Annotated in this window: 15 protein-coding genes and 1 pseudogene; 11 read left to right on the forward strand and 5 right to left on the reverse strand. The window is 69.4% G+C overall.

Annotation, left to right across the window (positions count from 1 at the left end; genetic code table 11):
- Positions 1 to 257: 257 nt before the first annotated feature.
- Positions 258 to 3,257 carry a bifunctional [glutamine synthetase] adenylyltransferase/[glutamine synthetase]-adenylyl-L-tyrosine phosphorylase gene (locus tag ACFU95_RS45155; protein WP_383841717.1) on the forward strand — a complete coding sequence of 1,000 codons (3,000 nt, stop codon included), beginning with the start codon at positions 258 to 260 and terminating at the stop codon, positions 3,255 to 3,257.
- 33 nt (positions 3,258 to 3,290) lie between these two features.
- Here the strand turns inward: ACFU95_RS45155 and ACFU95_RS45160 are convergent, their stop codons facing one another.
- Together ACFU95_RS45160 and ACFU95_RS45165 are read right to left on the reverse strand one after the other, a co-directional pair.
- Complete coding sequence (locus tag ACFU95_RS45160) at positions 3,291 to 4,274, reverse strand: phosphatase PAP2 family protein (RefSeq protein WP_383841720.1); 984 nt, start codon at positions 4,272 to 4,274, stop codon at positions 3,291 to 3,293.
- A 141-nt stretch (positions 4,275 to 4,415) separates the two neighbouring features.
- Positions 4,416 to 5,450, reverse strand: coding sequence for a LacI family DNA-binding transcriptional regulator (locus ACFU95_RS45165; protein ID WP_383841723.1), 1,035 nt, complete (start codon positions 5,448 to 5,450; stop codon positions 4,416 to 4,418).
- Between the two features lie 414 nt (positions 5,451 to 5,864).
- On the opposite strand from ACFU95_RS45165, the gene ACFU95_RS45170 reads away from it, so the two are divergent.
- From ACFU95_RS45170 to ACFU95_RS45185, 4 genes are all read left to right on the forward strand, one after another.
- On the forward strand, positions 5,865 to 7,133 hold the full coding sequence (locus ACFU95_RS45170; RefSeq protein WP_383841726.1) for an extracellular solute-binding protein: 1,269 nt from the start codon (positions 5,865 to 5,867) through the stop codon (positions 7,131 to 7,133).
- A gap of 126 nt (positions 7,134 to 7,259) precedes the next feature.
- Entirely contained in the window at positions 7,260 to 8,264 is a 1,005-nt protein-coding gene (locus ACFU95_RS45175) for a carbohydrate ABC transporter permease (protein ID WP_383841729.1), read from the forward strand.
- A gap of 13 nt (positions 8,265 to 8,277) precedes the next feature.
- Entirely contained in the window at positions 8,278 to 9,189 is a 912-nt protein-coding gene (locus ACFU95_RS45180; protein ID WP_383841732.1) for a sugar ABC transporter permease, read from the forward strand.
- A 137-nt stretch (positions 9,190 to 9,326) separates the two neighbouring features.
- On the forward strand, positions 9,327 to 11,003 hold the full coding sequence (locus tag ACFU95_RS45185; RefSeq protein ID WP_383841735.1) for a glycoside hydrolase family 13 protein: 1,677 nt from the start codon (positions 9,327 to 9,329) through the stop codon (positions 11,001 to 11,003).
- Between the two features lie 60 nt (positions 11,004 to 11,063).
- On the opposite strand, the gene ACFU95_RS45190 is transcribed toward ACFU95_RS45185, so the two are convergent.
- Positions 11,064 to 11,684: a dihydrofolate reductase family protein gene (locus tag ACFU95_RS45190; RefSeq protein WP_383841738.1), complete on the reverse strand. Its 621-nt coding sequence runs from the start codon at positions 11,682 to 11,684 to the stop codon at positions 11,064 to 11,066.
- Between the two features lie 282 nt (positions 11,685 to 11,966).
- Here ACFU95_RS45190 and ACFU95_RS45195 point away from each other — a divergent pair, with 282 nt between their 5' ends.
- Complete coding sequence (locus tag ACFU95_RS45195; RefSeq protein WP_383841741.1) at positions 11,967 to 13,391, forward strand: alpha-amylase family protein; 1,425 nt, start codon at positions 11,967 to 11,969, stop codon at positions 13,389 to 13,391.
- A 30-nt stretch (positions 13,392 to 13,421) separates the two neighbouring features.
- Here ACFU95_RS45195 and ACFU95_RS45200 read toward each other — a convergent pair whose 3' ends face one another.
- Positions 13,422 to 13,745 (reverse strand): hypothetical protein, encoded by a 324-nt coding sequence (locus tag ACFU95_RS45200; RefSeq protein WP_383841744.1) that lies wholly within the window; start codon positions 13,743 to 13,745, stop codon positions 13,422 to 13,424.
- 130 nt (positions 13,746 to 13,875) lie between these two features.
- Here ACFU95_RS45200 and ACFU95_RS45205 point away from each other — a divergent pair, with 130 nt between their 5' ends.
- The 5 genes and pseudogenes from ACFU95_RS45205 to ACFU95_RS45225 all read left to right on the forward strand — a co-directional run bounded on the left by ACFU95_RS45205 (position 13,876) and on the right by ACFU95_RS45225 (position 24,036).
- Complete coding sequence (locus ACFU95_RS45205) at positions 13,876 to 15,276, forward strand: glycoside hydrolase family 30 beta sandwich domain-containing protein (protein ID WP_383841746.1); 1,401 nt, start codon at positions 13,876 to 13,878, stop codon at positions 15,274 to 15,276.
- Positions 15,277 to 15,356: 80 nt separating this feature from the next.
- Positions 15,357 to 16,331 (forward strand): annotated as a pseudogene (locus ACFU95_RS45210) (non-reducing end alpha-L-arabinofuranosidase family hydrolase); the annotation flags it as partial.
- A gap of 104 nt (positions 16,332 to 16,435) precedes the next feature.
- On the forward strand, positions 16,436 to 21,853 hold the full coding sequence (gene pulA / locus ACFU95_RS45215; protein WP_383841749.1) for a pullulanase-type alpha-1,6-glucosidase: 5,418 nt from the start codon (positions 16,436 to 16,438) through the stop codon (positions 21,851 to 21,853).
- 76 nt (positions 21,854 to 21,929) lie between these two features.
- Positions 21,930 to 23,642 carry a SpoIIE family protein phosphatase gene (locus tag ACFU95_RS45220; RefSeq protein ID WP_383841752.1) on the forward strand — a complete coding sequence of 571 codons (1,713 nt, stop codon included), beginning with the start codon at positions 21,930 to 21,932 and terminating at the stop codon, positions 23,640 to 23,642.
- 31 nt (positions 23,643 to 23,673) lie between these two features.
- Complete coding sequence (locus ACFU95_RS45225) at positions 23,674 to 24,036, forward strand: 5-carboxymethyl-2-hydroxymuconate Delta-isomerase (protein WP_383841755.1); 363 nt, start codon at positions 23,674 to 23,676, stop codon at positions 24,034 to 24,036.
- A 13-nt stretch (positions 24,037 to 24,049) separates the two neighbouring features.
- On the opposite strand, the gene ACFU95_RS45230 is transcribed toward ACFU95_RS45225, so the two are convergent.
- Positions 24,050 to 24,739 (reverse strand): TetR/AcrR family transcriptional regulator, encoded by a 690-nt coding sequence (locus ACFU95_RS45230; RefSeq protein WP_383841758.1) that lies wholly within the window; start codon positions 24,737 to 24,739, stop codon positions 24,050 to 24,052.
- Positions 24,740 to 24,783 lie beyond the last annotated feature (44 nt).

A 24,783-nucleotide genomic window follows, 5' to 3' on the forward strand; every position in this document is an offset into this window, starting at 1 on the left:
CTCTCGCGCAAGGCCAGCCCGCCGGACCGAGGACGGACACCCCCCGACGCGGCCCCGACCCACAACCCCACGCCCTCGCGCTCCACGAGCCCCCACCGAACCCGCACAGGCGCCGCAGGCATTCACCCCCCCCAAGCCCAGCGCAGCGACCCGCGACGCCGAAACTCATCGCCGCCACTCCCGGGTACTCGGGCTAGGCTCAACCGGGTACGACCTTGATCGGGCGCGTACGACCCCGATCGGACGGGAGGGCGAGCATGACGGCGCCGGGGCGCAGGAGCAGCACCTTCACGCGGCTGCTCCGGCACGGATTCACCGACCCGTCGGCCGCCGACCGACTGCTGGAGAGTCCCGAACTCGCGCCGATCAAGAACGACCCGGTGCTGCTGGAGGCCCTCGGCGCCACCGCCGACCCCGACCTCGCCCTGCACGGCCTCGTCCGGCTGCTCGAAGCCCAGCCCGGCCCCACCGCCCAGCGCGAACTGCTCGACACGGTGATAGCGGCCAAGCCCCTGCGCGACCGGCTGCTCGGCGTGCTCGGCGCCTCCGCCGCCCTCGCCGACCACCTCGCCAAGCACTCCGGCGACTGGCAGGCGCTGGTCATGTACGAGCCGCGGGATCTGCACCCCGAGGTCGAGGAGTTCGAACAGGGCCTGGCCGAGGCCACCGACCCGGTCACGCTGCGCGTCGCGTACCGGCGCTGCCTGCTGTCCATCGCCGCGCGCGACGTCTGCGGCACCACCGACGTGGCCCAGACCGCCGCCGAGCTCGCCGACCTCGCCACCGCGACCCTGCGCGCCGCCCTCGCCCTCGCCCGCGCCGCCGCGCCGGAGGACGCCGCACAGTGCCGGCTCTCGGTGATCGCGATGGGCAAGTGCGGGGGCCATGAGCTCAATTACGTCTCCGACGTCGACGTCATCTTCGTCGCCGAGACCGCAGACGGCGCCGACGAGGCGAAGGCCCTGCGCTCGGCCACCAAGCTCGCCTCGCACATGATGCGGATCTGCTCGGAGACGACCGTCGAGGGGTCCATCTGGCCCGTGGACGCCAACCTGCGGCCCGAGGGCAGGAACGGCCCCCTGGTCCGCACCCTCAGCAGCCACCTCGCCTACTACCAGCGCTGGGCCAAGACCTGGGAGTTCCAGGCGCTGCTCAAGGCCCGCCCGGTGGCGGGCGACATCGAGCTCGGCGAGGAGTACGTCGCCGCGCTGGAGCCCCTGGTGTGGAAGGCAGCCGAGCGGGAGAACTTCGTCGCCGACGTGCAGAAGATGCGGCGCCGGGTCGTGGAGAACATCCCGGTGGCGGAGCTGGACCGGCAGCTCAAGCTCGGTCCAGGCGGGCTCCGGGACGTCGAGTTCGCCGTACAGCTGCTTCAGCTGGTGCACGGGCGGGACGACGCCTCCCTGCGCAGCGGCACCACCCTGGACGCGCTCCAGGCGCTCGCCGCCGGTGGTTACGTCGGACGTGCCGACGCGGCACAGCTCGACGACGCGTACCGCTACCTGCGTTCCATGGAGCACCGCATCCAGCTCTACCGGTTGCGGCGGACGCACCTGGTGCCCGAGGACGAGGCCGACCTGCGGCGCATCGGCCGCTCCCTCGGCCTGCGCGTCGATCCGGTCGCCGAGCTGAACCGCGAGTGGAAACGGCACGCGAGCGTCGTACGGCGGCTGCACGAGAAGCTCTTCTACCGGCCGCTGCTCGACGCCGTCGCCCAACTCGCCCCGGGCGAGGCCCGGTTGAGCGCCGGCGCGGCACGCGAGCGGCTGGTCGCGCTCGGGTACGCCGATCCGGCGGCCGCGCTCCGGCATCTGGAGGCGCTCGCCTCCGGGGTGACCCGGAAGGCGGCGATCCAACGCACGCTGCTGCCCGTGCTGTTGGGCTGGTTCGCGGACTCCGCCGACCCGGACGCGGGCCTGCTGAACTTCCGGAAGGTGTCGGACGCACTCGGCAAGACGCCCTGGTATCTGCGGTTGTTGCGGGACGAGGGGGCCGCGGCCGAGAACCTCGCCCGGGTCCTGTCGGCCGGCCGGCTCGCCCCCGACCTGCTGATGCGGGCGCCGGAGGCCGTGGCGCTGCTCGGCGACGGGGACGGCGGGAGCGGTCTCGAACCCAGGTCGCGCAGCCATCTGGAGCAGGAGATCCTCGCCGCGGTGCGCCGCGCGGACGGTGCCGCGCAGGCGGTCACGGCGGCCCGTGGGGTGCGTCGGCGGGAGCTGTTCCGTACGGCCGCCGTCGACGTCGTCGACTCCTACGGCACCGAGACGAAGCCGGCCGAGGCCGATCAGGGTGCCCTGGTGGACCGGGTCGGCGCGGCGGTGACGGACCTGACGGCCGCGACGCTGGCGGGCACGCTGCGGGCGGTGGTGCGGGAAGGATGGGGCGACACCCTGCCCACCCGGTTCACGATCATCGGCATGGGGCGCTTCGGGGGACAGGAACTGGGATACGGCAGTGACGCCGACGTCCTGTTCGTGCACGAGCCGCAGGACGGTGTCGACGACCACGAGGCCGCGGTGGCCGCGAACCGGGTCGTCGAGCAGATGCGCCGGCTGCTGCAGATCCCCAGCGCGGATCCGCCGCTGCTGATCGACGCCGATCTGCGGCCGGAGGGCAAGTCGGGGCCGCTGGTGCGCACGCTGAACTCGTACGCGGCGTATTACCGCCGGTGGTCGCTGGTGTGGGAGTCGCAGGCGCTGCTGCGGGCCGTGCCGGTCGCCGGGGACGATGATCTGGGGCGTCGCTTCATCGAGCTGATCGATCCGCTGCGGTATCCGGCCGAGGGGCTCGCGGACGACGCGGTGCGCGAGATCCGGCGCTTGAAGGCCCGTATGGAGTCCGAGCGGCTGCCGCGCGGATCGGATCCCAAGCTGCACACCAAGCTCGGTCCCGGTGGGCTCTCCGACGTCGAGTGGACGGTGCAGCTCCTCCAGCTTCAGCACGGGTGGAACGAGCCGGGGCTGCGGACCACGCGTACCCGGGAGGCGCTCGCCGCCGCCTGTTCCGCGGGGCTCATCCCGGAAGAGGAGGCGGCGATCCTGGACGAGGCGTGGGTGCTGGCCACCCGGGTGCGCAATGCCGTGATGCTCGTGCGGGGGCGGGCCGGGGACACGTTCCCCTCGGACAGCCGTGAGCTGGCGGCGGTGGGGCGCTACCTGGGGTACGAGCCCGGTCACGTGGGGGACATGCTCGACGCGTATCGGCGCACCGCGCGACGGGCTCGGGGTGTGGTGGAGGAGCTGTTCTACGGGGGGTGACGGTGCGCTCGGGTCGTGGGGTGCGCGTGGCGCCTACGGTCTGGTCGTGGGTCGGGGCGCCGCCGGGGGGTGTCCGTCCTCGGTCGGGCGGTCGCCGTTGGCCTGGAGGTGCTGTTTCCCGATGCCCGCCACCGCGGGCGGACACCCCCCGGTACGTCCCCCGCTCGCCGTCGGCGGCTGCGGGTGGGTGGCCTGTCGCGGCACTCGCCTCGGCAGTGCGTGCGGCAGCTTGCCGTACCAGAGGCGGGCCACCAGGTAGCCGAAGGCCAGGCAGGCCAGGCCACCCACCGCGTCCAGCCAGAAGTGGTTGGCCGTCGCCACGATCACGACGAGGGTGGACAGCGGGTACAGCAGGCCCAGGACCCGGACCCAGGGGGTCCGTGCCAGGGCGAAGATCGTCAGACCGGACCAGACCGACCAGCCGATGTGCATCGACGGCATCGCGGCGTACTGGTTCGACATGTTCTTCAGATCGCCCGAGGCCATCGAACCCCAGGTGTCGTGGACCAGCACCGTGTCGATGAAGCCGCCGTTGGTCATCAACCGTGGGGGAGCGAGCGGATACAGGTAGTAGCCGACCAGGGCCACGCCTGTCGTCGCGAACAGGACCAGGCGGGTCGCCGCGTAGCGGCCGGGATGGCTGCGGTAGAGCCAGACCAGGACGGCGAGGGTGACGATGAAGTGCAGCGTCGCGTAGTAGTAGTTCATACCGACGATGAGCCAAGTCACCGAGTTCACGGTGTGATTGATCGACTCCTCGACGGCCATGCCGAGATGGTGCTCCAGCTCCCAGAGCCAGTCGGCGTTGCGCAGGGCCTCGGCCTTCTGCTCCGGTACCGCGTTGCGAACCAGTGAGTACGTCCAGTAACTCACCGCGATCAGCAGGATCTCGAACCAGAGGCGGGGGCGGCGTGGAGTGCGCAAGCGGCGCAGGGGACCCCGCCCCGTCTCGTCCGCGACGGGGGGCGGAACGGCCGCTTCCCGGCCTTCCAGTGTCGTCACGGTAGCGTCACCCATGGGCACAGAGTCTGCCAGAAAAGACTTCCCCGACCGATCATCCTCCGGTTGGGTTCAGGATGCACTTTCTACGGCGGGCGTAGAACTTCGCTCTCCTGCCAACGGAGTGTGGAGGCGGGGATTCTCCGCCTCGCGGACGATTCAGGGGTGGGTTCTGTTCCCCGGCGCCGAAGCCGTCGAACCGCGCACCACCAGTTCCGGCATGAACACGAACTCGCTGTGCGGGGCCGGAGTCCCGCCGATCTCTTCGAGGAGCGTGCGTACCGCGGCCTGGCCCATCGCCGGGACCGGCTTGCGGACGGTGGTGAGGGGCGGGTCGGTGAAGGCGATCAGGGGCGAGTCGTCGAAGCCGACGACCGAGATGTCCGTCGGGACCTCCAGGCCGCGCTGCCGGGCCGCGCGTATCGCGCCCAGCGCCATCATGTCGCTGGCGCAGACGACAGCGGTGCAGCCGCGGTCGATGAGGGCCGTGGCGGCCGCCTGTCCGCCCTCCAGCGTGTAGAGGGAGTGCTGGATCAGGTCCGTCTCGATGGTTTCCGTGGGCAGGTTCAGCTGGTCCTGCATCGTGCGGACGAAGCCCTCGATCTTGCGCTGGACCGGGACGAAGCGCTTGGGGCCCAGGGCGAGACCGATGCGGGTGTGGCCGAGCGAGGCGAGGTGCGTGACCGACAGGTTCATCGCGGCGCGGTCGTCGGGGGAGATGAAGGGCGCCTGGACCTTGGGGGAGAAGCCGTCCACCAGGACGAAGGGGACGCCCTGGGCGCGCAGGCGCTCGTAGCGCTGCATGTCGGCGGTGGTGTCCGCGTGCAGGCCGGATACGTAGATGATGCCGGCCACCCCGCGGTCGACGAGCATCTCCGTCAGCTCGTCCTCGGTCGAGCCGCCGGGCGTCTGGGTGGCCAGGACGGGGGTGTAGCCCTGCCTGGTCAGCGCCTGGCCGATCACCTGGGCCAGGGCCGGGAATATCGGGTTCTCCAGCTCCGGGGTGATCAGGCCCACCAGGCCCTCGCTGCGTTGCCGCAACCGCACCGGGCGCTCGTAGCCGAGCACGTCGAGTGCGGCCAGCACGGACTGGCGAGTGGTGGCGGCGACGCCGGGCTTCCCGTTGAGGACGCGGCTGACGGTCGCTTCGCTCACCCCCGCCTGAGCAGCGATGTCTGCAAGCCGTGTGGTCACGGCACTGGACTGTACCGGCCGTATGTCGCCTTGCACACCAATCGGACGCCGCGGGCGACCTGTTGGGCGGCCCGGTCCGGGTTGCTGCGTCATCGCGCTCCCTCGTGAAAGTGATGGCAAGAGCTTGCAGAGTCTTGCACAGGTGGCCTCCATAGTGCTCCACCCGTGTAAACAAGCGTCTCACCTCGGTCGCCGAGAGGTCACACCCGGATAACTTCGGTGACCTCTTGCACTTTTTTTCTGCAAGGTCTTTCGTAAGTCTTTCAACGCTGTTACGTTCACGTCGCTCGGCCGCCTCCTCCACTGCCTCGAAGGCGTGGGGGACCCCCCATCGGCGAGGTCGGCAGAACAGCAGGGAGACGGCAGACGGGGCCGCCCCTGCACCACACGGGCTTTCACCCTCAAGGAGATCTCATGCGGCGTGGCATAGCGGCCACCGCGCTGGTGGCGTCCCTCGCTCTCGCGGCGACGGCGTGCGGCGGGGACGACAGTGGCAGCGACTCGAGCGGGCCGGTCACCATCACCTGGTGGGACACCTCCAACGCCACCAACGAGGCGCCGACGTACCAGGCCCTGGTCAAGGAGTTCGAGGCCGCCAACAAGGACATCAAGGTCAAGTACGTCAACGTGCCGTTCGACCAGGCGCAGAACAAGTTCGACACCGCCGCCGGTTCCAAGGGCGCCCCGGACATCCTGCGCTCCGAGGTCGGCTGGACCCCCGCCTTCGCCAAGAAGAGCTTCTTCCTGCCGCTGGACGGCACCGAGGCCCTCGCCGACCAGGCCAAGTTCCAGCCCAGCCTGATCGAGCAGGCCAAGTACGAGGGCAAGGTCTACGGCGTTCCGTTCACCACGGACACCCTCGCCTTCGTCTACAACAAGGCCCTGTTCAAGAAGGCCGGTGTCGAGGCCCCCAAGACCTGGGACGACCTGAAGAAGGCCGCCGCCACGATCAAGGACAAGACCGGCGTCGACGGCTACTGGGGCTCCACCCAGGCCTACTACGCCCAGACGTTCCTCTACGGCGAGGGCACCGACACCGTCGACGCCGACGCCAAGAAGATCACCGTCAACTCGGCCGCGGCCAAGAAGGGCTATGGCACCTGGCTGAGCCTCTTCGACGGCAAGGGCCTGCACAAGGCCGACACCACCGCGGACGCCTACGCCCACATCCAGGAGGCGTTCGTCAGCGGCAAGGTCGCCGCGATCATGCAGGGCCCGTGGGAGATCACCAACTTCTACAAGGGCTCCGCGTTCAAGGACACGGCCAACCTCGGCATCGCCACCGTCCCGGCCGGCTCCGCCGGCAAGGCGGGCGCCCCGACCGGCGGCCACAACCTCTCCGTGTACGCCGGCTCCGACGAGGCCCACCAGAAGGCCGCGCTGAAGTTCGTGAACTACATGACCTCGGCGAAGGCCCAGGAGACCATCGCCCTGAAGAACAACACGCTGCCCACCAGGGACGACGCCTACACCGCCGCGGTCAAGGCCGACCCGGGCATCGCCGGCTACCAGGGCGTCCTCGCCTCCGCCCAGCCGCGCCCGGCCCTGCCCGAGTACAGCTCCCTGTGGGGTCCGCTGGACACCGAGCTGCTGAAGGTCGCCGGCGGCAAGGAGTCCCTGGACAAGGGTCTGAGCAGCGCCGAGACCTCCATCGCCAAGCTGGTCCCGGACTTCAGCAAGTGACCCCGAGTGGCCGTCGGATCGCCCTGATCATGGGGGGAGCGATCCGGCGGTCACCGGCCTGTGCGCCGTACACCGATCCAGCCGTACACCCTTTGACCTGCTGAACTTCGAGAAGGTTGTCGAACCATGACAGTCGCCATCGACCGCGCGACCGGCAAGCGCCGCGGTGACCGCGCGCCGCGGCCCGGGCTGGGCCAGCGCCTGAGGCACGGCTACCAGAAGCACTGGTACGCCTACGCGATGATCGCCCCGGTGGTGATCGTCCTCGGCGTCCTCGTGCTCTACCCCCTGGTGTACGGCTTCTACCTCACCCTCACCGACGCCAACAGCCTCAACACCTCCCGCACGATCGGCGTCAACGAGATCGAGGCCACCTACAAGTTCATCGGCCTCGACAACTACGCCGACATCCTGTGGGGCGAGACGGCGTACGACCGCTTCTGGTCGCACTTCATCTGGACGATCGTCTGGACCGCGCTCTGCGTCACCCTGCACTACACCATCGGCCTCGGCCTCGCCCTGCTGCTCAACCAGAAGCTGCGCGGCCGCACCCTCTACCGGCTGATCCTGATCCTGCCGTGGGCCGTGCCGACCTTCGTCACCGTCTTCGGCTGGCGGTTCATGCTCGCCGACGGCGGCATCATCAACTCGTTCCTGGAGACGCTCCACCTGCCCACGCCACTGTGGCTGGAGGACACCTTCTGGCAGCGGTTCGCCGCGATCATGGTGAACACCTGGTGCGGTGTGCCGTTCATGATGCTCTCGCTGCTCGGCGGGCTCCAGTCGATCGACTCCTCGCTGTACGAGGCATCGGAGATGGACGGCGCCAGCAGGTGGCAGCAGTTCCGCTACGTCACCCTGCCCGGCCTGAGGTCCGTCAGCTCCACCGTCGTACTCCTCGGCGTCATCTGGACCTTCAACCAGTTCGCCATCATCTTCCTGCTCTTCGGCGACACCGCCCCCGACGCCCAGATCCTCGTCACCTGGGCCTACTACCTCGGCTTCGGACAGCAGCCGCGCGACTTCGCGCAGTCGGCCGCCTACGGCATCCTGCTGCTGGCCATCCTGATCGTCTTCACCTCCTTCTACCGCCGCTGGCTGAACCGCAATGACCCGCAGCTCGCGATCTGAGGCAGGAGTCCCCATGAGCACCACAACCGTCAAGACCACTGCTCCGGCGGACCAGCCCTCCACGAGCACGACGGCCCCGCGCAAGATCCGCGGCCGTGGCGAGAACAGCCGCGCCACGTCCGTCGTCTCGCACGGCATCCTGATCGTGGCGAGCCTGGTCGCGCTCTTCCCGGTGGCCTGGCTGGTCTTCCTGTCCCTCGGCCCGGACCAGGACGACTACCTCCACCCCGGCGGCATCTGGGGGAAGATGACGCTGGCCAACTACACGCACGTCCTCCAGGAGACGCCGTTCTTCGACTGGCTGACGAGCACCCTGATCGTCACGCTGGGCACCACGCTCATCGGCGTCGTCATCGCCGCCACCACCGGCTACGCGGTCTCGCGGATGCGCTTTCCGGGCTACAGGAAGTTCATGTGGGTGCTGTTGGTGACCCAGATGTTCCCGGTGGCCGTCCTCATGGTGCCGATGTACCAGATCCTGTCCGAGCTCCAGCTCGTCGACAACTACCTCGGTCTGATCCTCGTCTACTGCTCGACGACCGTGCCGTACTGCGCCTGGCTGATGAAGGGCTACTTCGACACGATCCCGTTCGAGATCGACGAGGCGGGACGCGTCGACGGACTGAGCCCCTTCGGCACGTTCGGGCGGCTGATCCTGCCGCTCGCCAAGCCCGGCCTGGCGGTCGCCGCGTTCTACAGCTTCCTCACGGCCTTCGGCGAGGTCGCGTTCGCGTCGACGTTCATGCTGTCCGACACGAAGTACACCTTCGCGGTGGGTCTGCAGACCTTCGTCAGCGAGCACGACGCGCAGCGCAACCTCATGGCCGCGACGGCGGTGCTGATCGCCATACCCGTCGCCGCGTTCTTCTACTTCGTGCAGAAGAACCTGGTGACGGGACTCACCGCGGGCGGCACTAAGGGCTGAGCGCCGGCCCCCTTCGCCCCCAGAGACCCGAGGCGGTCGCGGTGCCCATCCGACCCCGCTGTCACCGCGGCCGCCTCGTCATCCCGCAACCCCACACACTGCCCATGACCTCAACTCCGTTACGTACCAAGGACGCCATGAGCCAGCAGCACTCCGCCATCGCCCCGGCCCCGACCCCCGCCAAAGCCAAGCGCGGCGACTGGTGGCGGGACGCGGTGATCTACCAGGTCTATCCGCGCAGCTTCGCCGACAGCAACGGCGACGGCATGGGCGACCTGGAAGGTGTACGCGCCCGCCTGCCGTACCTGCGCGACCTCGGCGTGGACGCCGTGTGGCTCAGCCCCTTCTACGCCTCCCCGCAGGCCGACGCCGGCTACGACGTCGCCGACTACCGCGCCGTCGACCCCATGTTCGGCAACCTGCTCGACGCGGACGCGCTGATCCGCGACGCTCGCGAGCTGGGCCTGCGGATCATCGTCGACCTGGTCCCGAACCACTCCTCCGACCAGCACGAGTGGTTCAAGCGTGCCGTGGCGGAGGGCCCCGGCTCTCCGCTGCGCGACCGCTACCACTTCCGCGCCGGCAAGGGCACCGACGGCGAACTCCCGCCCAACGACTGGGAGTCCATCTTCGGCGGCCCGGCCTGGACGAGGGTCACCGAGCCGGACGGCACTCCCGGTGAGTGGTACCTCCACCTCTTCGCCCCCGAGCAGCCGGACTTCAACTGGGAGCACCCGGCGGTGGGAGACGAGTTCCGCTCGATTCTCCGCTTCTGGCTCGACATGGGCGTCGACGGCTTCCGGATCGACGTGGCGCACGGCCTGGTGAAGGCCGAGGGGCTGCCCGATCTCGGATCCCACGATCAGCTGAAGCTGCTGGGCAACGATGTCATGCCGTTCTTCGACCAGGACGGTGTGCACGCGATCTACCGGCAGTGGCGCACGATCCTCGACGAGTATGCGGGTGAACGGATCTTCGTCGCCGAGGCATGGACCCCGACCGTCGAGCGCACCGCGAACTACGTCCGCCCGGACGAGCTGCACCAGGCCTTCAACTTCCAGTACCTGGGCACGGACTGGGACGCGCGGGAGCTGCGCGAGGTCGTCGACCGCACGCTGGAGGTGATGCGCCCGGTCGGCGCCCCGGCGACGTGGGTCCTGTCCAACCACGACGTCACCCGCCACGCCACGCGCTTCGCCAACCCGCCCGGCCTCGGCACCCAGATCCGCACGGCCGGCGACCGCGCACTGGGCCTGCGCCGCGCCCGCGCCGCCACGCTCCTCATGCTCGCGCTGCCGGGTTCGGCGTACGTCTACCAGGGCGAGGAGCTGGGCCTGCCGGACGTCGTCGACCTCCCGGACGAGGTGCGCCAGGACCCGGCGTACTTCCGCGGCGAGGGCCAGGACGGCTTCCGCGACGGCTGCCGCGTGCCGATCCCGTGGACGCGCGAGGGCTCGTCGTACGGCTTCGGCACCGGTGGCAGCTGGCTGCCGCAGCCGGAGGGCTGGGGCGAGCTGAGCGTCGAGGCGCAGTCCGGCGACCCCGAGTCCACGCTGGAGCTGTACCGGGCCGCGCTGGCCGCCCGTCGCGAGCAGCCCGACCTGGGCGCCGGCGAGTCGGTGGAGTGGCTGAAGGCACCCGAGGGTGTGCTCGCCTTCCGGCGCGGCGAGTTCGTGTGCGTCACGAACACCGGCGGGGAGTCGGTGCGGACCCCGGCGTACGGCCGTGTGCTGCTCGCCAGCGGTGAGATCGGCGAGACGGACGGCGAGGCGAAGGTGCCGGGCGACACGACGGTGTGGTGGACGACCGCCTGACGGGCCGTCACCGTCAGGGGACCCGTTGCTCCGGTAGGGGGCGGCGGGTCCCGCGTCGGCTCAGGACAGCACGCGGTACGTCACATGGGTGACCAGGCTCGCCGACCGTGACGTCACCTGCTCCAGCCTCAGCGGCGGGACACCCTCGAACACCCGTGTGCCGGCGCCCAGTGTGAGCGGCGCGATGTGCAGCCGCAGTTCGTCGATCAGGCCGGCGGCGAGGTACTGGTTGACGGTGCTCGCGCCGCCGTGGACCGCGACATCGCCGTCGCCGGCCGCCGCGCGTGCCCGCGCCAGTGCCGACTCGATGCCGTCGGTGACGAAGTGGAAGGTGGTGCCGCCGTCCATCGGCTGCGGCTCGCGCGCGTGGTGGGTGAGCACGAAGACCGGTGCGTGGAACGGCGGATCGTCGCCCCACCAGCCGTTCCACCGGCGGTCCCACGCGCCCCGCACGGGGCCGAACATGTTGCGCCCCATGATGAACGCTCTCGCGGCGGCCAGCTGGTCGATCTCGGCCCGGTTCTCGTCGGGGGTCTCGAACATCCAGGCGTGCAGCCGCCCGCCCGAACCGTCGCCGCCGTCCTCGCCGAACGGGCGCTCCTCGGTCTGGTCCAGCCCGGCCGAGTACCCGTCGGCCGAGATCGTGATGTCGCAGATCACCCTGCCCGTGCGTTCGCTCATCGCCCTCTCCTCCTTCAAGGCCGGCAGGAAACAGGCATAGCACGACACAACGGCCCACGGGGTCGGACATGGCGGCACGGGACGGAGAGTCAACCACTGGTGAGCGTGGGGCAGTTCAGACGGGCACGTCAAGCCTTGCGATGAAAGTGCTTGCTATGAGTTTCAATACTCTTGCTGTAAACCTTTCGTTAGCGGTACGTTCGCGCCGACGCCCGGCAACGAAGCCGTGCCGCGGCGCAGGGGGGACCCCGAACTGGGCCGCAATCGCAAGGAGTTCAGCCTGTGATATCGAGAAGCTCGGCGCCCCCGCAGCGCCACCGCAAGCACCGTCGCACGGCTCCCGCCGCCTTCACCGCGCTCGCCGCGGCCGCCGCCGCGGCTCTCGTGTTCCCCGGCGGCAGCGCGTCCGCCTCCCCGCCCGGCACCAAGGACGTCACCGCGGTGATGTTCGAGTGGAACTTCGCCTCGGTCGCCAAGGAGTGCACCAACACCCTCGGCCCGGCCGGCTACGGCTACGTCCAGGTCTCCCCGCCGCAGGAGCACATCCAGGGCTCGCAGTGGTGGACCTCGTACCAGCCCGTCAGCTACAAGATCGCCGGCCGGCTCGGTGACGCCACCGCGTTCCAGAGCATGGTGAACACCTGCCACAACGCCGGTGTGAAGGTCGTCGTCGACACGGTCATCAACCACATGTCCGCGGGCAGCGGCACCGGCACGGGCGGGTCGTCGTACACGAAGTACGACTACCCCGGCCTGTACTCCTCGGCCGACATGAACGACTGCACGGCCACCATCAGCGACTACACCAACCGCACCAACGTCCAGAACTGCGAACTCGTCGGCCTCGCCGACCTGGACACCGGTGAGGAGTACGTCCGTGCCACCATCGCCGGCTATATGAACACCCTGCTCGGCTACGGCGTCGACGGCTTCCGTATCGACGCGGCCAAGCACATGCCGGCGGCCGACCTCGCCAACATCAAGTCGCGCCTGAGCAACCCGTCGGTGTACTGGAAGCAGGAGGCCATCTACGGCAGCGGCGAGGCCGTCCAGCCCACCGAGTACACGGGCAACGGCGACGTGCAGGAGTTCCGCTACGCCTACGACCTCAAGCGGGTCTTCAACAACGAGAACCTCGCCTATCTGAAGAACTACGGCGAGGGCTGGGGCTACATGAGCAGCGGCGTCTCCGGTGTCTTCGTCGACAACCACGACACCGAGCGCAACGGCTCCACGCTCAACTACAAGGACGGGGCGAACTACACCCTCGCCAACGTCTTCATGCTCGCCTACCCGTACGGCGCCCCGGACATCAACTCCGGCTACGAGTGGTCCGACACGGACGCGGGGCCCCCCGACAACGGCTCCGTGACCGCCTGCTGGCAGGACGGCTGGAAGTGCCAGCACGCCTGGCCGGAGATCATCCGCATGGTGGCCTTCCGCAACGCCACCCGCGGTGAGTCGGTCACCAACTGGTGGGACAACGGGGGCGACGCCATCGCCTTCGGCCGGGGCAGCAAGGGCTACGTGGCCATCAACCACGAGTCGAGCAGCCTGACCCGCACCTACCAGACGTCCCTCGCGGCCGGCACGTACTGCAACGTGCAGAACAACACGAGCGTGACGGTGAACTCCAGCGGCCAGTTCAGCGCCACGCTCAACTCCAACACGGCCCTCGCGATCTACGCCGGCAAGTCGAGCTGCTGAGCTCCCGCACCCTTGAGGCGGCCACCCCGGTCACGGCTGAACACGCCGGCGCAGGGGTGGCCGTCCGAGTATCTCGATGTACATGATCCGGCCGTTCACCACGTCGAGGATCAGATCGCCCGACGAGGGCAGCAGCGGCACGCAGCGATGGCCCGGACCGTACGGCTCTCCCGGGGGCCGGTCCGTCGTGCGGATGCTCTGGCAGAAGTCGTCGCGGCAGCCGCACTCGCCGACCAGGCGGACATCCCGCACGCAGATGGCCAGCCAGGGCTCCCCCTCCGCCTCCAGGAGGGCCGCCAGTTCGTCGACGAGTTCCGGGAAGACGTCGCGAACGAGGGGTGGCTCCTGCTCCATGCGAGGACGGTAGTCAGCGGCGGCCGCGTGGGGCGATCGGTTATCCACGGCGCGGGTGGGGTTGACGTGTTCAGAACATCGTCCTACGTTCCGTCCTGTGAATGGGAGCGCTCCCACTATTGGGCGGATCATGACACGCAGACTCAGGAAATGGACACTGACGTCACTGTCGGTGCTGCTGACAGCGGCCGGCTTCACCGCGGCGGGCACACCGAACGCCTACGCGGCCACGACGGCCACCGTCAACGGCGCCACCACCTACCAGCCCATCGACGGCTTCGGCTTCTCCGAGCACTTCGGACGGGCCGACATCATGCGCGGCTCGCAGGGCCTGCCTGCGGCCAAGCAGCGCGAGATCCTCGACCTCCTCCTCAACCGCACCACCGGCGCAGGGCTCAGCATCCTGCGCCTCGGCATCGACTCCGGCATTCAGCCCACCGACCCCGGCGGCCCGAACGCGACCCCGAAGTACGTGTGGGACGGCGTCGACAAGGGCCAGGTGTGGCTGGCCAAGGAAGCCAGGGCGTACGGGGTGAACCGCTTCTACGCCGACGCCTGGACGGCCCCCGGCTACATGAAGACCAACGGCACCGACGCGGGCGGCGGCACGCTGTGCGGACTGTCCGGCGCCACCTGCGCGAGCGGCGACTGGCGGCGGGCGTACGCGAACTTCCTGGTCCAGTACGCGAAGTTCTACGGCCAGGAGGGCATCGGGGTCACCGACCTCGGCTTCACCAACGAGCCGGACTGGACGGCGACGTACGACTCCATGCGGCTCACCCCCGCCCAGGCCGTCGAGTTCACCAAGGTCTTCGGGCCGATCGCGAACGCGGCCGGGTACAAGGTCGCCTGCTGCGATTCCTTCGGCTGGAACCAGCAGAAGGCCTACACCAGCGCGATCGAGGCCGACGCGACCGCCCGGAACCTCGTCGCCACCCACACCGGCCACACCTACGCCAGCCGGGTCGACGGTCCGCTGCCCACCCAAAAACGCACCTGGATGTCGGAGTGGTCGCCCGATGGCACCACCTGGAACGAGAACTGGGACGACGGCAGCGGCTACGACGGCTTCACCGTCGCCGCCGCGGTCCACGACGCCCTCACCAAGGGGAACACCAGCGGCTATGTGTACTGGTACGGGGCCTCGGTCGGTGCCACCCGGGGTCTGATCCAGATGGACGGGGCGGACTACCACGTGTCCAAGAGGCTGTGGGCGATCGCCAACTACAGCCGTTTCGTCCGACCCGGGGCCACCCGCATCGCCGCCACTACCCCCGACGCCAACCTCCGTCTGTCGGCGTTCCGCAACACCGACGGCTCGGTGACCGTCGTGGCGCTCAACGCGGGCACCGGCGCCCAGCAGGTGTCGTACAGCCTCCAGAACACCGGAATCACGACCGGGACGGCGACCCCGTATCTCACCAACGGCTCCAGCGGTATGGCCCGGCAGGCCGCCGTCCCCGTGAGCGCGGGCTCGCTGACGGCCACCGTCCCGGCCCGTTCCCTCGTCACCTACACCGTCAAGCGATAGGAGTCGCCATGCGTGTGACCAGAATGCTCGGGGTCCTGGCCTGCGCCCTCGCCCTGCTGCTCGGTGCCATGGCGTCGCCGTCGGCCGCCGCACTGCCGAACGGCTTCCAGTGGAATTCCAGCGGGGTGCTGATCTCCCCGAAGTCGGACGCGACCCACCAGCTCAGTGCGATCAAGGACCCGTCGGTCGTTTACCACAACGGCCGGTGGCACGTGTTCGCCAGCACCGCGTCCACCAACGGCACGTACAGCATGGTCTACCTGAACTTCGCCAGCTGGCAGGAGGCGGGCGCCGCGCAGCACCACTACCTGGACCGGACCGCGATCGGCACCGGGTACAAGGCGGCGCCGCAGGTGTTCTGGTTCGCGCCGCAGAAGCTGTGGTACCTCGTCTACCAGACCGGGGACAACGCGGCGTACTCGACCACGGCGGACATCGCCAACCCCGCCTCGTGGACCGCGCCGAAGAAGTTCTACGCGAACGGCATGCCGCAGATCATCAGGGACAACATCGGCAGCGGCTACTGGGTCGACTTCTGGAACATCTGTGACAGCTCCAAGTGCTACCTGTTCTCCTCCGACGACAACGGGCACCTGTACCGCTCGGAGACCACGGTGGCCAACTTCCCGAACGGCTTCACCAACACCGTCATCGCGCTCCAGGACGCCAACAAGTACCGCCTGTGGGAGGCGGCCAACGTCTACAAACTCAAGGACTCGGGCAGCTACCTGCTGCTCAACGAGGCGATCGGCAGCAACGGCAAGCGGTACTTCCGCTCCTGGACGTCGAACAGCATCGCCGGCACCTGGACCCCGCTGGCCGACACCGAGTCCAATCCCTTCGCGCGGTCGAACAACGTCGCCTTCAGCGGCACCCCCTGGAGTCAGGACATCAGCCACGGAGAGATGGTCCGCCACCTCAACGACCAGTCCCTCACCATCAACCCGTGCCGACTCCAGTTCCTCTACCAGGGCATGGACCCCTCGGCGAGCGGTCCCTACAACACCCTGCCCTGGCGTCTGGGCCTGCTCACGCAGACAAACTCCAACTGCTGAAAGTTCTTTCCAGTACTTTCAGAAGTCTTGCTGTAAACCTTTCGACGGCGATACGGTCACGCGGGGTCGGACCCAAGAGAGCCGCAATCGCAAGGAGTCCATCTGTGATACCGAGATGGCCGACGCCGTCGAGGCGCCGAACAACCCATGCCGGACGGGTCGCCGCGGTCACCGTGACCGCGCTGGCCGCAGCACTCGTCCAGCCTCTCGCGGCGCGGGCGGACACTCCGCCTCCGCCTCCGTCCGACGCCAAGCTCGCGGCCGAGCCGGCCCGGCACGAGGCCACCCGCGAACAGTTCTACTTCGTCCTGCCGGACCGTTTCGCCAACGGCGACCCGTCCAACGACAAGGGCGGACTGACCGGCTCGCGCCTCGCCACCGGCTACGACCCCACCGACAAGGGCTTCTACCAGGGCGGCGACCTCAAGGGCCTGACCAAGAAGCTCGACTACATCAAGGGCCTGGGGACCACCTCCATCTGGATGGCCCCGATCTTCAAGAACCGGCCCGTGCAGGGGACGGGGAGCGACGCCTCCGCCGGCTACCACGGCTACTGGATCACCGACTTCACCCAGGTCGACCCGCACTTCGGCACCAACAAGGACCTGGAAACCCTCATCTCCAAGGCCCACGCCAAGGGCATGAAGGTCTTCTTCGACGTCATCACCAACCACACGGCCGATGTCGTCGACTACGAGGAGAAGTCGTACGACTACCTCTCCAAGGGCGCCTTCCCCTACCTGACCAAGGACGGCAGGCCCTTCGACGACGCCGACTACGCGGACGGGAAGTCCCGGTTCCCCGCGGTCGACGCCGACTCCTTCCCGCGCACCCCGGCCGTCACCGCCGCGAAGAAGGACGTCAAGGTGCCGTCGTGGCTCAACGACCCGACGATGTACCACAACCGCGGCGACTCCACCTTCGCCGGTGAGAGCTCCACCCACGGCGACTTCGGCGGCCTCGACGACCTGTGGACCGAGCGTCCCGAGGTCGTCAGCGGCATGGAGAAGATCTACCAGCGGTGGGTCAGGGACTTCGACATCGACGGCTTCCGCATCGACACCGTGAAGCACGTCAACACGGAGTTCTGGACCCAGTGGGCCACGGCCCTCGACTCCTACGCGGCCAAGAAGGGCCGCGACGACTTCTTCATGTTCGGCGAGGTCTACTCCGCCGACACGAACGTCACCTCCCCGTACGTCACCCAGGGCCGCCTCGACGCCACCCTCGACTTCCCCTTCCAGGAGGCGGCACGCCAGTACGCCTCCCAGGGCGGCAGCGCGCGGAAGCTGGCGTCGGTCTTCGGTGACGACTACAAGTACACGACCGACAAGGCCAACGCCTACGAGCAGGTCACCTTCCTCGGCAACCACGACATGGGCCGCATCGGGTACTTCCTCAACCAGGACAACCCGAAGGCCACCGACGCCGAACTGCTCAAGAAGGACGAGCTCGCCAACGAGCTGATGTTCCTCAGCCGCGGCAATCCGGTCGTCTACTACGGCGACGAGCAGGGCTTCACCGGCGCCGGCGGCGACAAGGACGCCCGCCAGACGCTCTTCGCCTCGAAGACCGCCGACTACCGCGACGACGACCAGCTCGGCACCGACCGTACCCACGCGAGCGACGCCTACGACACCAGCGCCCCGCTCTACCGGCAGATCAGCGCCCTCGCGAAGCTCCGCAAGGCCAACCCCGCCCTCACCGACGGCATCCAGACCGAGCGCTACGCCGCAGACGGCCCCGGCGTCTACGCCTTCTCCCGCACCGACGCCAGGACCGGCACCGAGTACGTTGTCGCCTTCAACAACGCGGGCGACGCGAAGTCGGCCACCTTCGCGACCGGTTCGGCGGGCATGACGTACAAGGGCATCCACGGCACCGACGCCGCCCCGAAGAGCGACGCCGACAGCAAGCTCACCGTCTCCGTCCCGGCCGGCTCGGCGATCGTCCTCAAGGCGGCAGGCAAGCCCGCCAAGCCCGCCGCGAAGCCGACGGTCACCCTCAAGGCCCCGGGCGCCGGTGCCACCGGCACCGTGGAGATCGGCGCCGACGTCGACGGCGGACAGCTCAACCGTGTCGTCTTCGCCGCGCAGGTGGGCAACGGCAAGTGGCGGACCCTGGGCTCCGCCGACCACGCCCCGTACAAGGTCACGCAGGCCATCGGGAAGGACGTACCGGCCGGAACGGCCCTGCGCTACAAGGCGGTCGTGATCGACTCGGCCGGTCGCACGGCGAGCGCGACGGCGGCGAGCACCACCGGCACCCCGGCTGCCCCCGAGACGCCCTCCGCCTCCTCCCGCGACTACGCGATCGTCCACTACAAGCGCACCGACGGCGACTACGCCAACTGGGGCCTGTACGCCTGGGGCGACCTCGCCGACGGCGAGAGCACGAACTGGCCGGACAGCCACCCCTTCGTCGGCCGTGACGCCTACGGGGCCTTCGCCTACGTCAAGCTGAAGCCCGGCGCCTCGAACGTCGGCTTCCTCGTCATCGACAAGGACGGGAACAAGGACGTCTCCGCCGACCGCACGATCGACGTCACCAAGACCGGTGAGATCTGGATCGAGCAGGGCAAGGAGGACGTCCGCACCGAGAAGCCGACGGCCGACTACCCTGCCCCGGACAAGACCGAGGCCGTCCTGCACTACCAGCGCGCCGACGGGAACTACGACGGCTGGGGCCTGCACGTCTGGACGGGTGCCGCGAACCCCACCGACTGGTCGAACCCCCTGAAGCCGGTCAAGACTGACAGTTATGGCGCAGTCTTCGAGGTACCGCTCACCGACGGTGCCACCAGTCTCAGCTACATCCTCCACAAGGGCGACGAGAAGGACCTGCCCACCGACCAGTCGCTCGACCTCACGGCGAGCGGCCACGAGGTGTGGCTGTTGAGCGGCCAGGAGAAGTACCTGCTCCCGCAGCCCGCCGGCTCCGCGGCCGCCCTCGACCTGACCGCCTCCAAGGCGATCTGGATCGACCGGAACACGGTCGCCTGGGACGGCGCCGAGACCGCCGCCTCCACCCAGCTGCTGTACTCGCGCGACGGCTCGATCGAGGTGAAGGGCGGCGCGCTGACCAGCGACGACGAACGCTGGCTGCGCCTGTCCAAGACCTCCCTCAGCGACGCCCAGAAGGCGAGGTTCCCGCACCTGAAGGACTACGCAGCCTGGTCCGTCGACCCGCGCGACCGCGACCGGGTCCGCGAGGCCCTGCGCGGCCAGCTCGTCGCCTCCCAGCGCGCCGCCAACGGTGCCGTCCTGGCGGCGACCGGCGTGCAGATCGCCGGCGTGCTCGACGACCTGTACCCCGGCGCGACGAAGGCCGACCTCGGGCCGACCTTCGACAAGGGCCGCCCGACGCTCGCCGTCTGGGCGCCCACGGCCCAGTCGGTCAAGCTGGAGATCGGCGACTCCACGCTCGCCATGAAGCGGAACGACACCACCGGCGTCTGGTCCGTCACCGGCCCACCGTCCTGGAAGAACAAGCCCTACCGGTACGTCGTGAAGGTCTGGGCGCCCAGCGTCCGCAAGGTTGTCACCAACAAGGTCACCGACCCCTACTCGGTCGCCCTGACCACCGACTCCGAGCGCAGCCTCGTCGTCGACCTGCACGACAAGTCACTGGCGCCGAGCGGCTGGTCCTCGTACACCAAGCCCAAGGCCGTACCGCTGAAGGACGCCCAGATCCAGGAGCTGCACATCCGGGACTTCTCGGTGGCGGACAAGACGGTGCCCGCCAAGGACCGGGGCACCTACCTCGCCTTCACCGACAAGGCCGGCGACGGCTCCCGGCACCTGAAGAAGCTGGCCGACGCGGGCACGTCGTACGTCCACCTGCTGCCCGCCTTCGACATCGCCACCATCCCCGAGAAGAAGTCCGAGCAGGCGACCACCGACTGCGACCTGGCCTCCTTCCCGGCCGACTCCGCCAAGCAGCAGGAATGCACGGCGAAGATCGCCGCGAAGGACGCCTTCAACTGGGGCTACGACCCGTACCACTACACGGTCCCCGAGGGCTCGTACGCCACCGACCCCGACGGCACCGCGCGTACCGTCGAGTTCCGCAGGATGGTCAAGGCCCTCAACGACGACGGCCTGCGGGTCGTGATGGACGTCGTCTACAACCACACCGCGGCCAGCGGTCAGGCGGACACCTCCGTCCTGGACAAGGTCGTCCCCGGCTACTACCAGCGCCTCCTCGCCGACGGCTCGGTCGCCAACAGCACCTGCTGCTCCAACACGGCCACCGAGAACGCCATGATGGGCAAGCTGGTCGTCGACTCGATCGTCACCTGGGCCAAGGACTACAAGGTCGACGGCTTCCGCTTCGACCTCATGGGCCACCACCCCAAGGCCAACATCCTGGCGGTCAGGAAGGCCCTCGACGCGCTGACCCTCGCCAAGGACGGCGTCGACGGCAAGAAGATCATCCTGTACGGCGAGGGCTGGAACTTCGGCGAGATCGCCGACGACGCCCGCTTCGTCCAGGCCACCCAGAAGAACATGGCCGGCACCGGCATCGCGACCTTCTCCGACCGGGCGCGCGACGCGGTGCGCGGCGGCGGCCCCTTCGACGAGGACCCCGGCGTCCAGGGCTTCGCGTCCGGGCTGTACACCGAGCCCAACTCCTCGAAGAACAACGGCACTTCGCAGGAGCAGAAGGCCAGGCTGCTGCACTACCAGGACCTGATCAAGATCGGCCTGTCCGGCAACCTCGCCGACTACCGCTTCACCGACACGGCCGGCAAGGAGGTCAAGGGCTCCGAGGTCGACTACAACGGCGCACCCGCCGGCTACGCGGCCGCCCCCGGCGACGCCCTCGCCTACGCCGACGCGCACGACAACGAGTCGCTCTTCGATGCCCTCGCCTTCAAACTGCCCACGTCGGTGAGCGCCGACGACCGCGCCCGTATGCAGGTCCTCGCCATGGCCACGGCGACCCTGTCGCAGGGCCCCTCCCTCTCCCAGGCGGGCACCGACCTGCTGCGCTCCAAGTCCCTCGACCGCAACTCCTACGACAGCGGCGACTGGTTCAACGCCATCCACTGGAACTGCGCCGACGGCAACGGCTTCGGACGGGGGCTGCCGCCGGCGGCCGACAACGAGTCCAAGTGGCCGTACGCCAAGCCCCTGCTGAGCACGGTCAAGGTTGGCTGCGAGCAGATCGAGGGGACCTCGGCGGCGTACCAGGACCTCCTGCGGATCCGTTCGACGGAGAGCGACTTCTCCCTCGACACGGCCGGTCAGGTGCAGTCGAAGCTCTCCTTCCCGCTGTCCGGGAAGGACGAGACGCCCGGCGTGATCACCATGCGCCTCGGGGACCTCGTCGTCGTCTTCAACGCGACGCCCGGGAAGCGGGAGCAGCGGATCGCCTCGCTGGCCGGCGAGGGCTATCGACTGCATCCCACGCAGGCCGCGGGTGCGGACCCTATCGTCAAGTCCTCGTCGTTCGAGCGGGAATCGGGCACGTTCGCCGTTCCGGGGCGTACTGTCGCCGTCTTCTCACGAACCCCCTGATGCCGCACTAACTTGAGTGGGGCGGACCCGGTGTATCGGGTCCGCCCCATTCGTGCGTATCCAAGGGCCCCCGACGATGGACGGTTTCGGCAAGCAGTCGGGCACGACCGTGATGGTCGTCGACGACGTCCCGACCAGCCGCTTCGCCATGGGCGCCGTGCTGCGCCGGGCCGGCCACGACGTCGTACCGGTGGCCAGCGCGGGCGAGGCGCTGAGCGAGCTCGACCTGCGGCTGCGCGTGAACGCCCTGCCCGACCTGGCCCTCGTCGACGTCGGGCTGCCGGACATGAGCGGTTTCGAACTGTGCCGCCGGGTCAAGGCCCGGCCGTCCACGGCCGCGCTGCCCGTCGTCCACTTCTCCGCCGTGGCCGTGGACGCGGGGTACCGGTGCCGGGGGCTCGACGCGGGCGCCGACGCCTACCTCACCGTGCCGGCCGAGCCGAGCGAGATCGAGGCCGTCGTGCGGGCCGCCGTCCGAGGGGCCCGGCGGCGCGGCGCGGCCGAGGCGCTCGCGCACCGGCTGACGCTGCTGTCCGAGGCGATCGTCACCGTGCAGACCGCGCGTTGCCTGGGGGAGCTGGCCGACGCCGCAGCCGCGGGCACGGCCCGGCTCACCGGCACCCCCGCCGTCGTCTTCGTCATCGGCCCGGACGGCGAGCCGCACTGGGGCAGCTCTCTCAGCCGCCCCCGGAATCACGGCTTCGCCCGTCCGGCGGGCACCCCGACCGCCCTGCCCGACACCGCCCCGCACATCGCGGCGGCACGCCTGATCACTCGCCTCGCGGAGGGCCGCACCGGGCGGACCGGGGTGCACAGCACGACCGTGCCCGCCTCCCTGTGGCCCGCCGGCTTCTTCCGCCCCGGTATCCGCGAGGACGCCCACCTGATCCTGGCGTCGGGCCAGGAGGGCCGGGCCCGGGTCTGTATCGCGACACCGGCATGTGCGACGCCTCCAAGGGACGCGACCAGCCACGATGTGCCCGCAGCCGCCCGACGGCACACCGCGGCTCTGCCCATCGCGGCACCTCCGGCGGAGCGCCTGGCCCAGGCCACCGCGCTCGCCGCCGAACCACTGCTGAGGTACCAGGCGGAGCGGCAGATCGCCCTCACCCTCCAGCACAGCTTCCTGCCCCAGCCGTACCGGCTTCCCGCCCTGCCCGGCGTGGAGGTCGTCGTCCGCTATGTCCCCGCGTCCCGGCAGGCCGAGATCGGCGGGGACTTCTACGCCGCCCTGCGCACCCCGGGCGGGGTACTCACCGCGGTCGGCGACGTCGTCGGACACTCCCTGGACGCGGCCACCGTCATGGTCGAGATCCGGCACGCGCTGCGCGCCTACTGCGTCGAGGAGAGCGACCCGGCCACGCTGGCCGGACGGCTCGACCGGATGCTCGTGCACTACCACCCCGACGTCACCGCCACGGTCTGCCTGACCCTGGTCGATCCCGGCACCGGACGCACCCGGATCGCCAACGCGGGCCACATTCCGCCGCTGATCGTGCGGGACGGGGGCGACACCGAGTACGTCCCGGTGGACGGTCCGCTGCTCGGCCTCGGCCTGGACCGGCCGGCCCCCACCGAGCTGGTGCTGACCCCGAAGGACCGTCTGCTCATGGTCACCGACGGCCTGATCGAGAGCCGCGGCGTCGACCTCTCCGTCTCCCTGGAGCAGCTCCGCAAAGCCGCCGCCGACGCCCCGGCCGGGGTGGACGAGCTGTGCGACACGCTGCTCGGGTGCTTCGGGCGGGACCAGGAGGACGACATCGCGATGCTGGCCCTGAGGTTAGGGTGAGCCCAGATGTAGCCGTAGAACAGGAGTGCCCATGCCGCAGATCACCGTCGACTATTCCGGCGTACTGGCCAACGCCTTCGACCGGGCGGGTTTCGCGCGGGCGCTGCACACCGCCACGGTCGAGATCGCGGCGGCGAAGCCGGAGGCGTGCAAGACGCAGTTCCGGCCGAGTGAGTACACGGCGTTCGGCTACGAGGACCCCGAGGCGCAGGGCCACGCGATCGTGCACGTCACGCTCGGACTGCTCGCCGGCCGCACCGACGAGACGAAGGCGAAGCTGACCGAGGCCGTCCTGGAGCTGCTGCGCAAGCACGTGGCGGACGACGGGGTCGTTCTGCACGCCTCCGCCGAGGTACGCGACCTCGACCCGTCCTACCGCAAGTTCGAACGCTAGGGCCTGTCCGGCTTCAGGACGCCAGCGAGACCAGCCGGCCGACCAGCTCGCTGAACGGGCCGTCGGCCGGCTCGTCCTTGAACATACGGCGCAACAGGGCGCCCATCTCCTCGTCGCGGGTGGCGCTGACGGCGGCCAGTGCGGCGAAGTCGTGCACGAGCTGTACCTCCAGCTCGGCGCGCGGGATGCGCCGGCCGTCCAGCCAGATCAGTGCCGTGGACTCGGCGAGCGAGATCCAGGAGCGGACCACCAGTTCCAGCCGTGCGGGCGGGTTCGGCACGTCCAGATGCGAAAGGATCTGGACATACGCCGCCTGCCGCACGGAGTCGATGAGCGCGTTCGTCGCCGTCGAGCCGACGGCCGGACCGCCCCGCATCAGGGCCGCGAAACCGGGTCCGTGGTCGTCCACGAAGTCGAAGAACCGCCGCATCACCCGCAGCAGCCGCGCCCCCAGCGGCCCCTCGTGCGGCTCCACGAAGCGGCTCGCCAGTTCGTCCGAGGCACGCTTCAACGCGGCCTCGTACAGGCTGAGTTTGCCGGGGAAGTAGTGGTAGACCAGCGGCCGCGAGATGCCCGCCGCCGACGCTATCTCGTCGATGGAGACGTCGTCGGGCGAGCGCTGGCTGAACAGTTCGAGGGCGACGCCGATCAACTGCTGCCGTCGCTCCTCGACTCCCATTCTTCGGCGTACCCCGGTAGTCATGCGAACACCTTACCGATCGAATCCGGCCCCGAACGGACCGGACT

Source organism: Streptomyces sp. NPDC057623, from assembly GCF_042800355.1.
Taxonomy (GTDB): domain Bacteria; phylum Actinomycetota; class Actinomycetes; order Streptomycetales; family Streptomycetaceae; genus Streptomyces.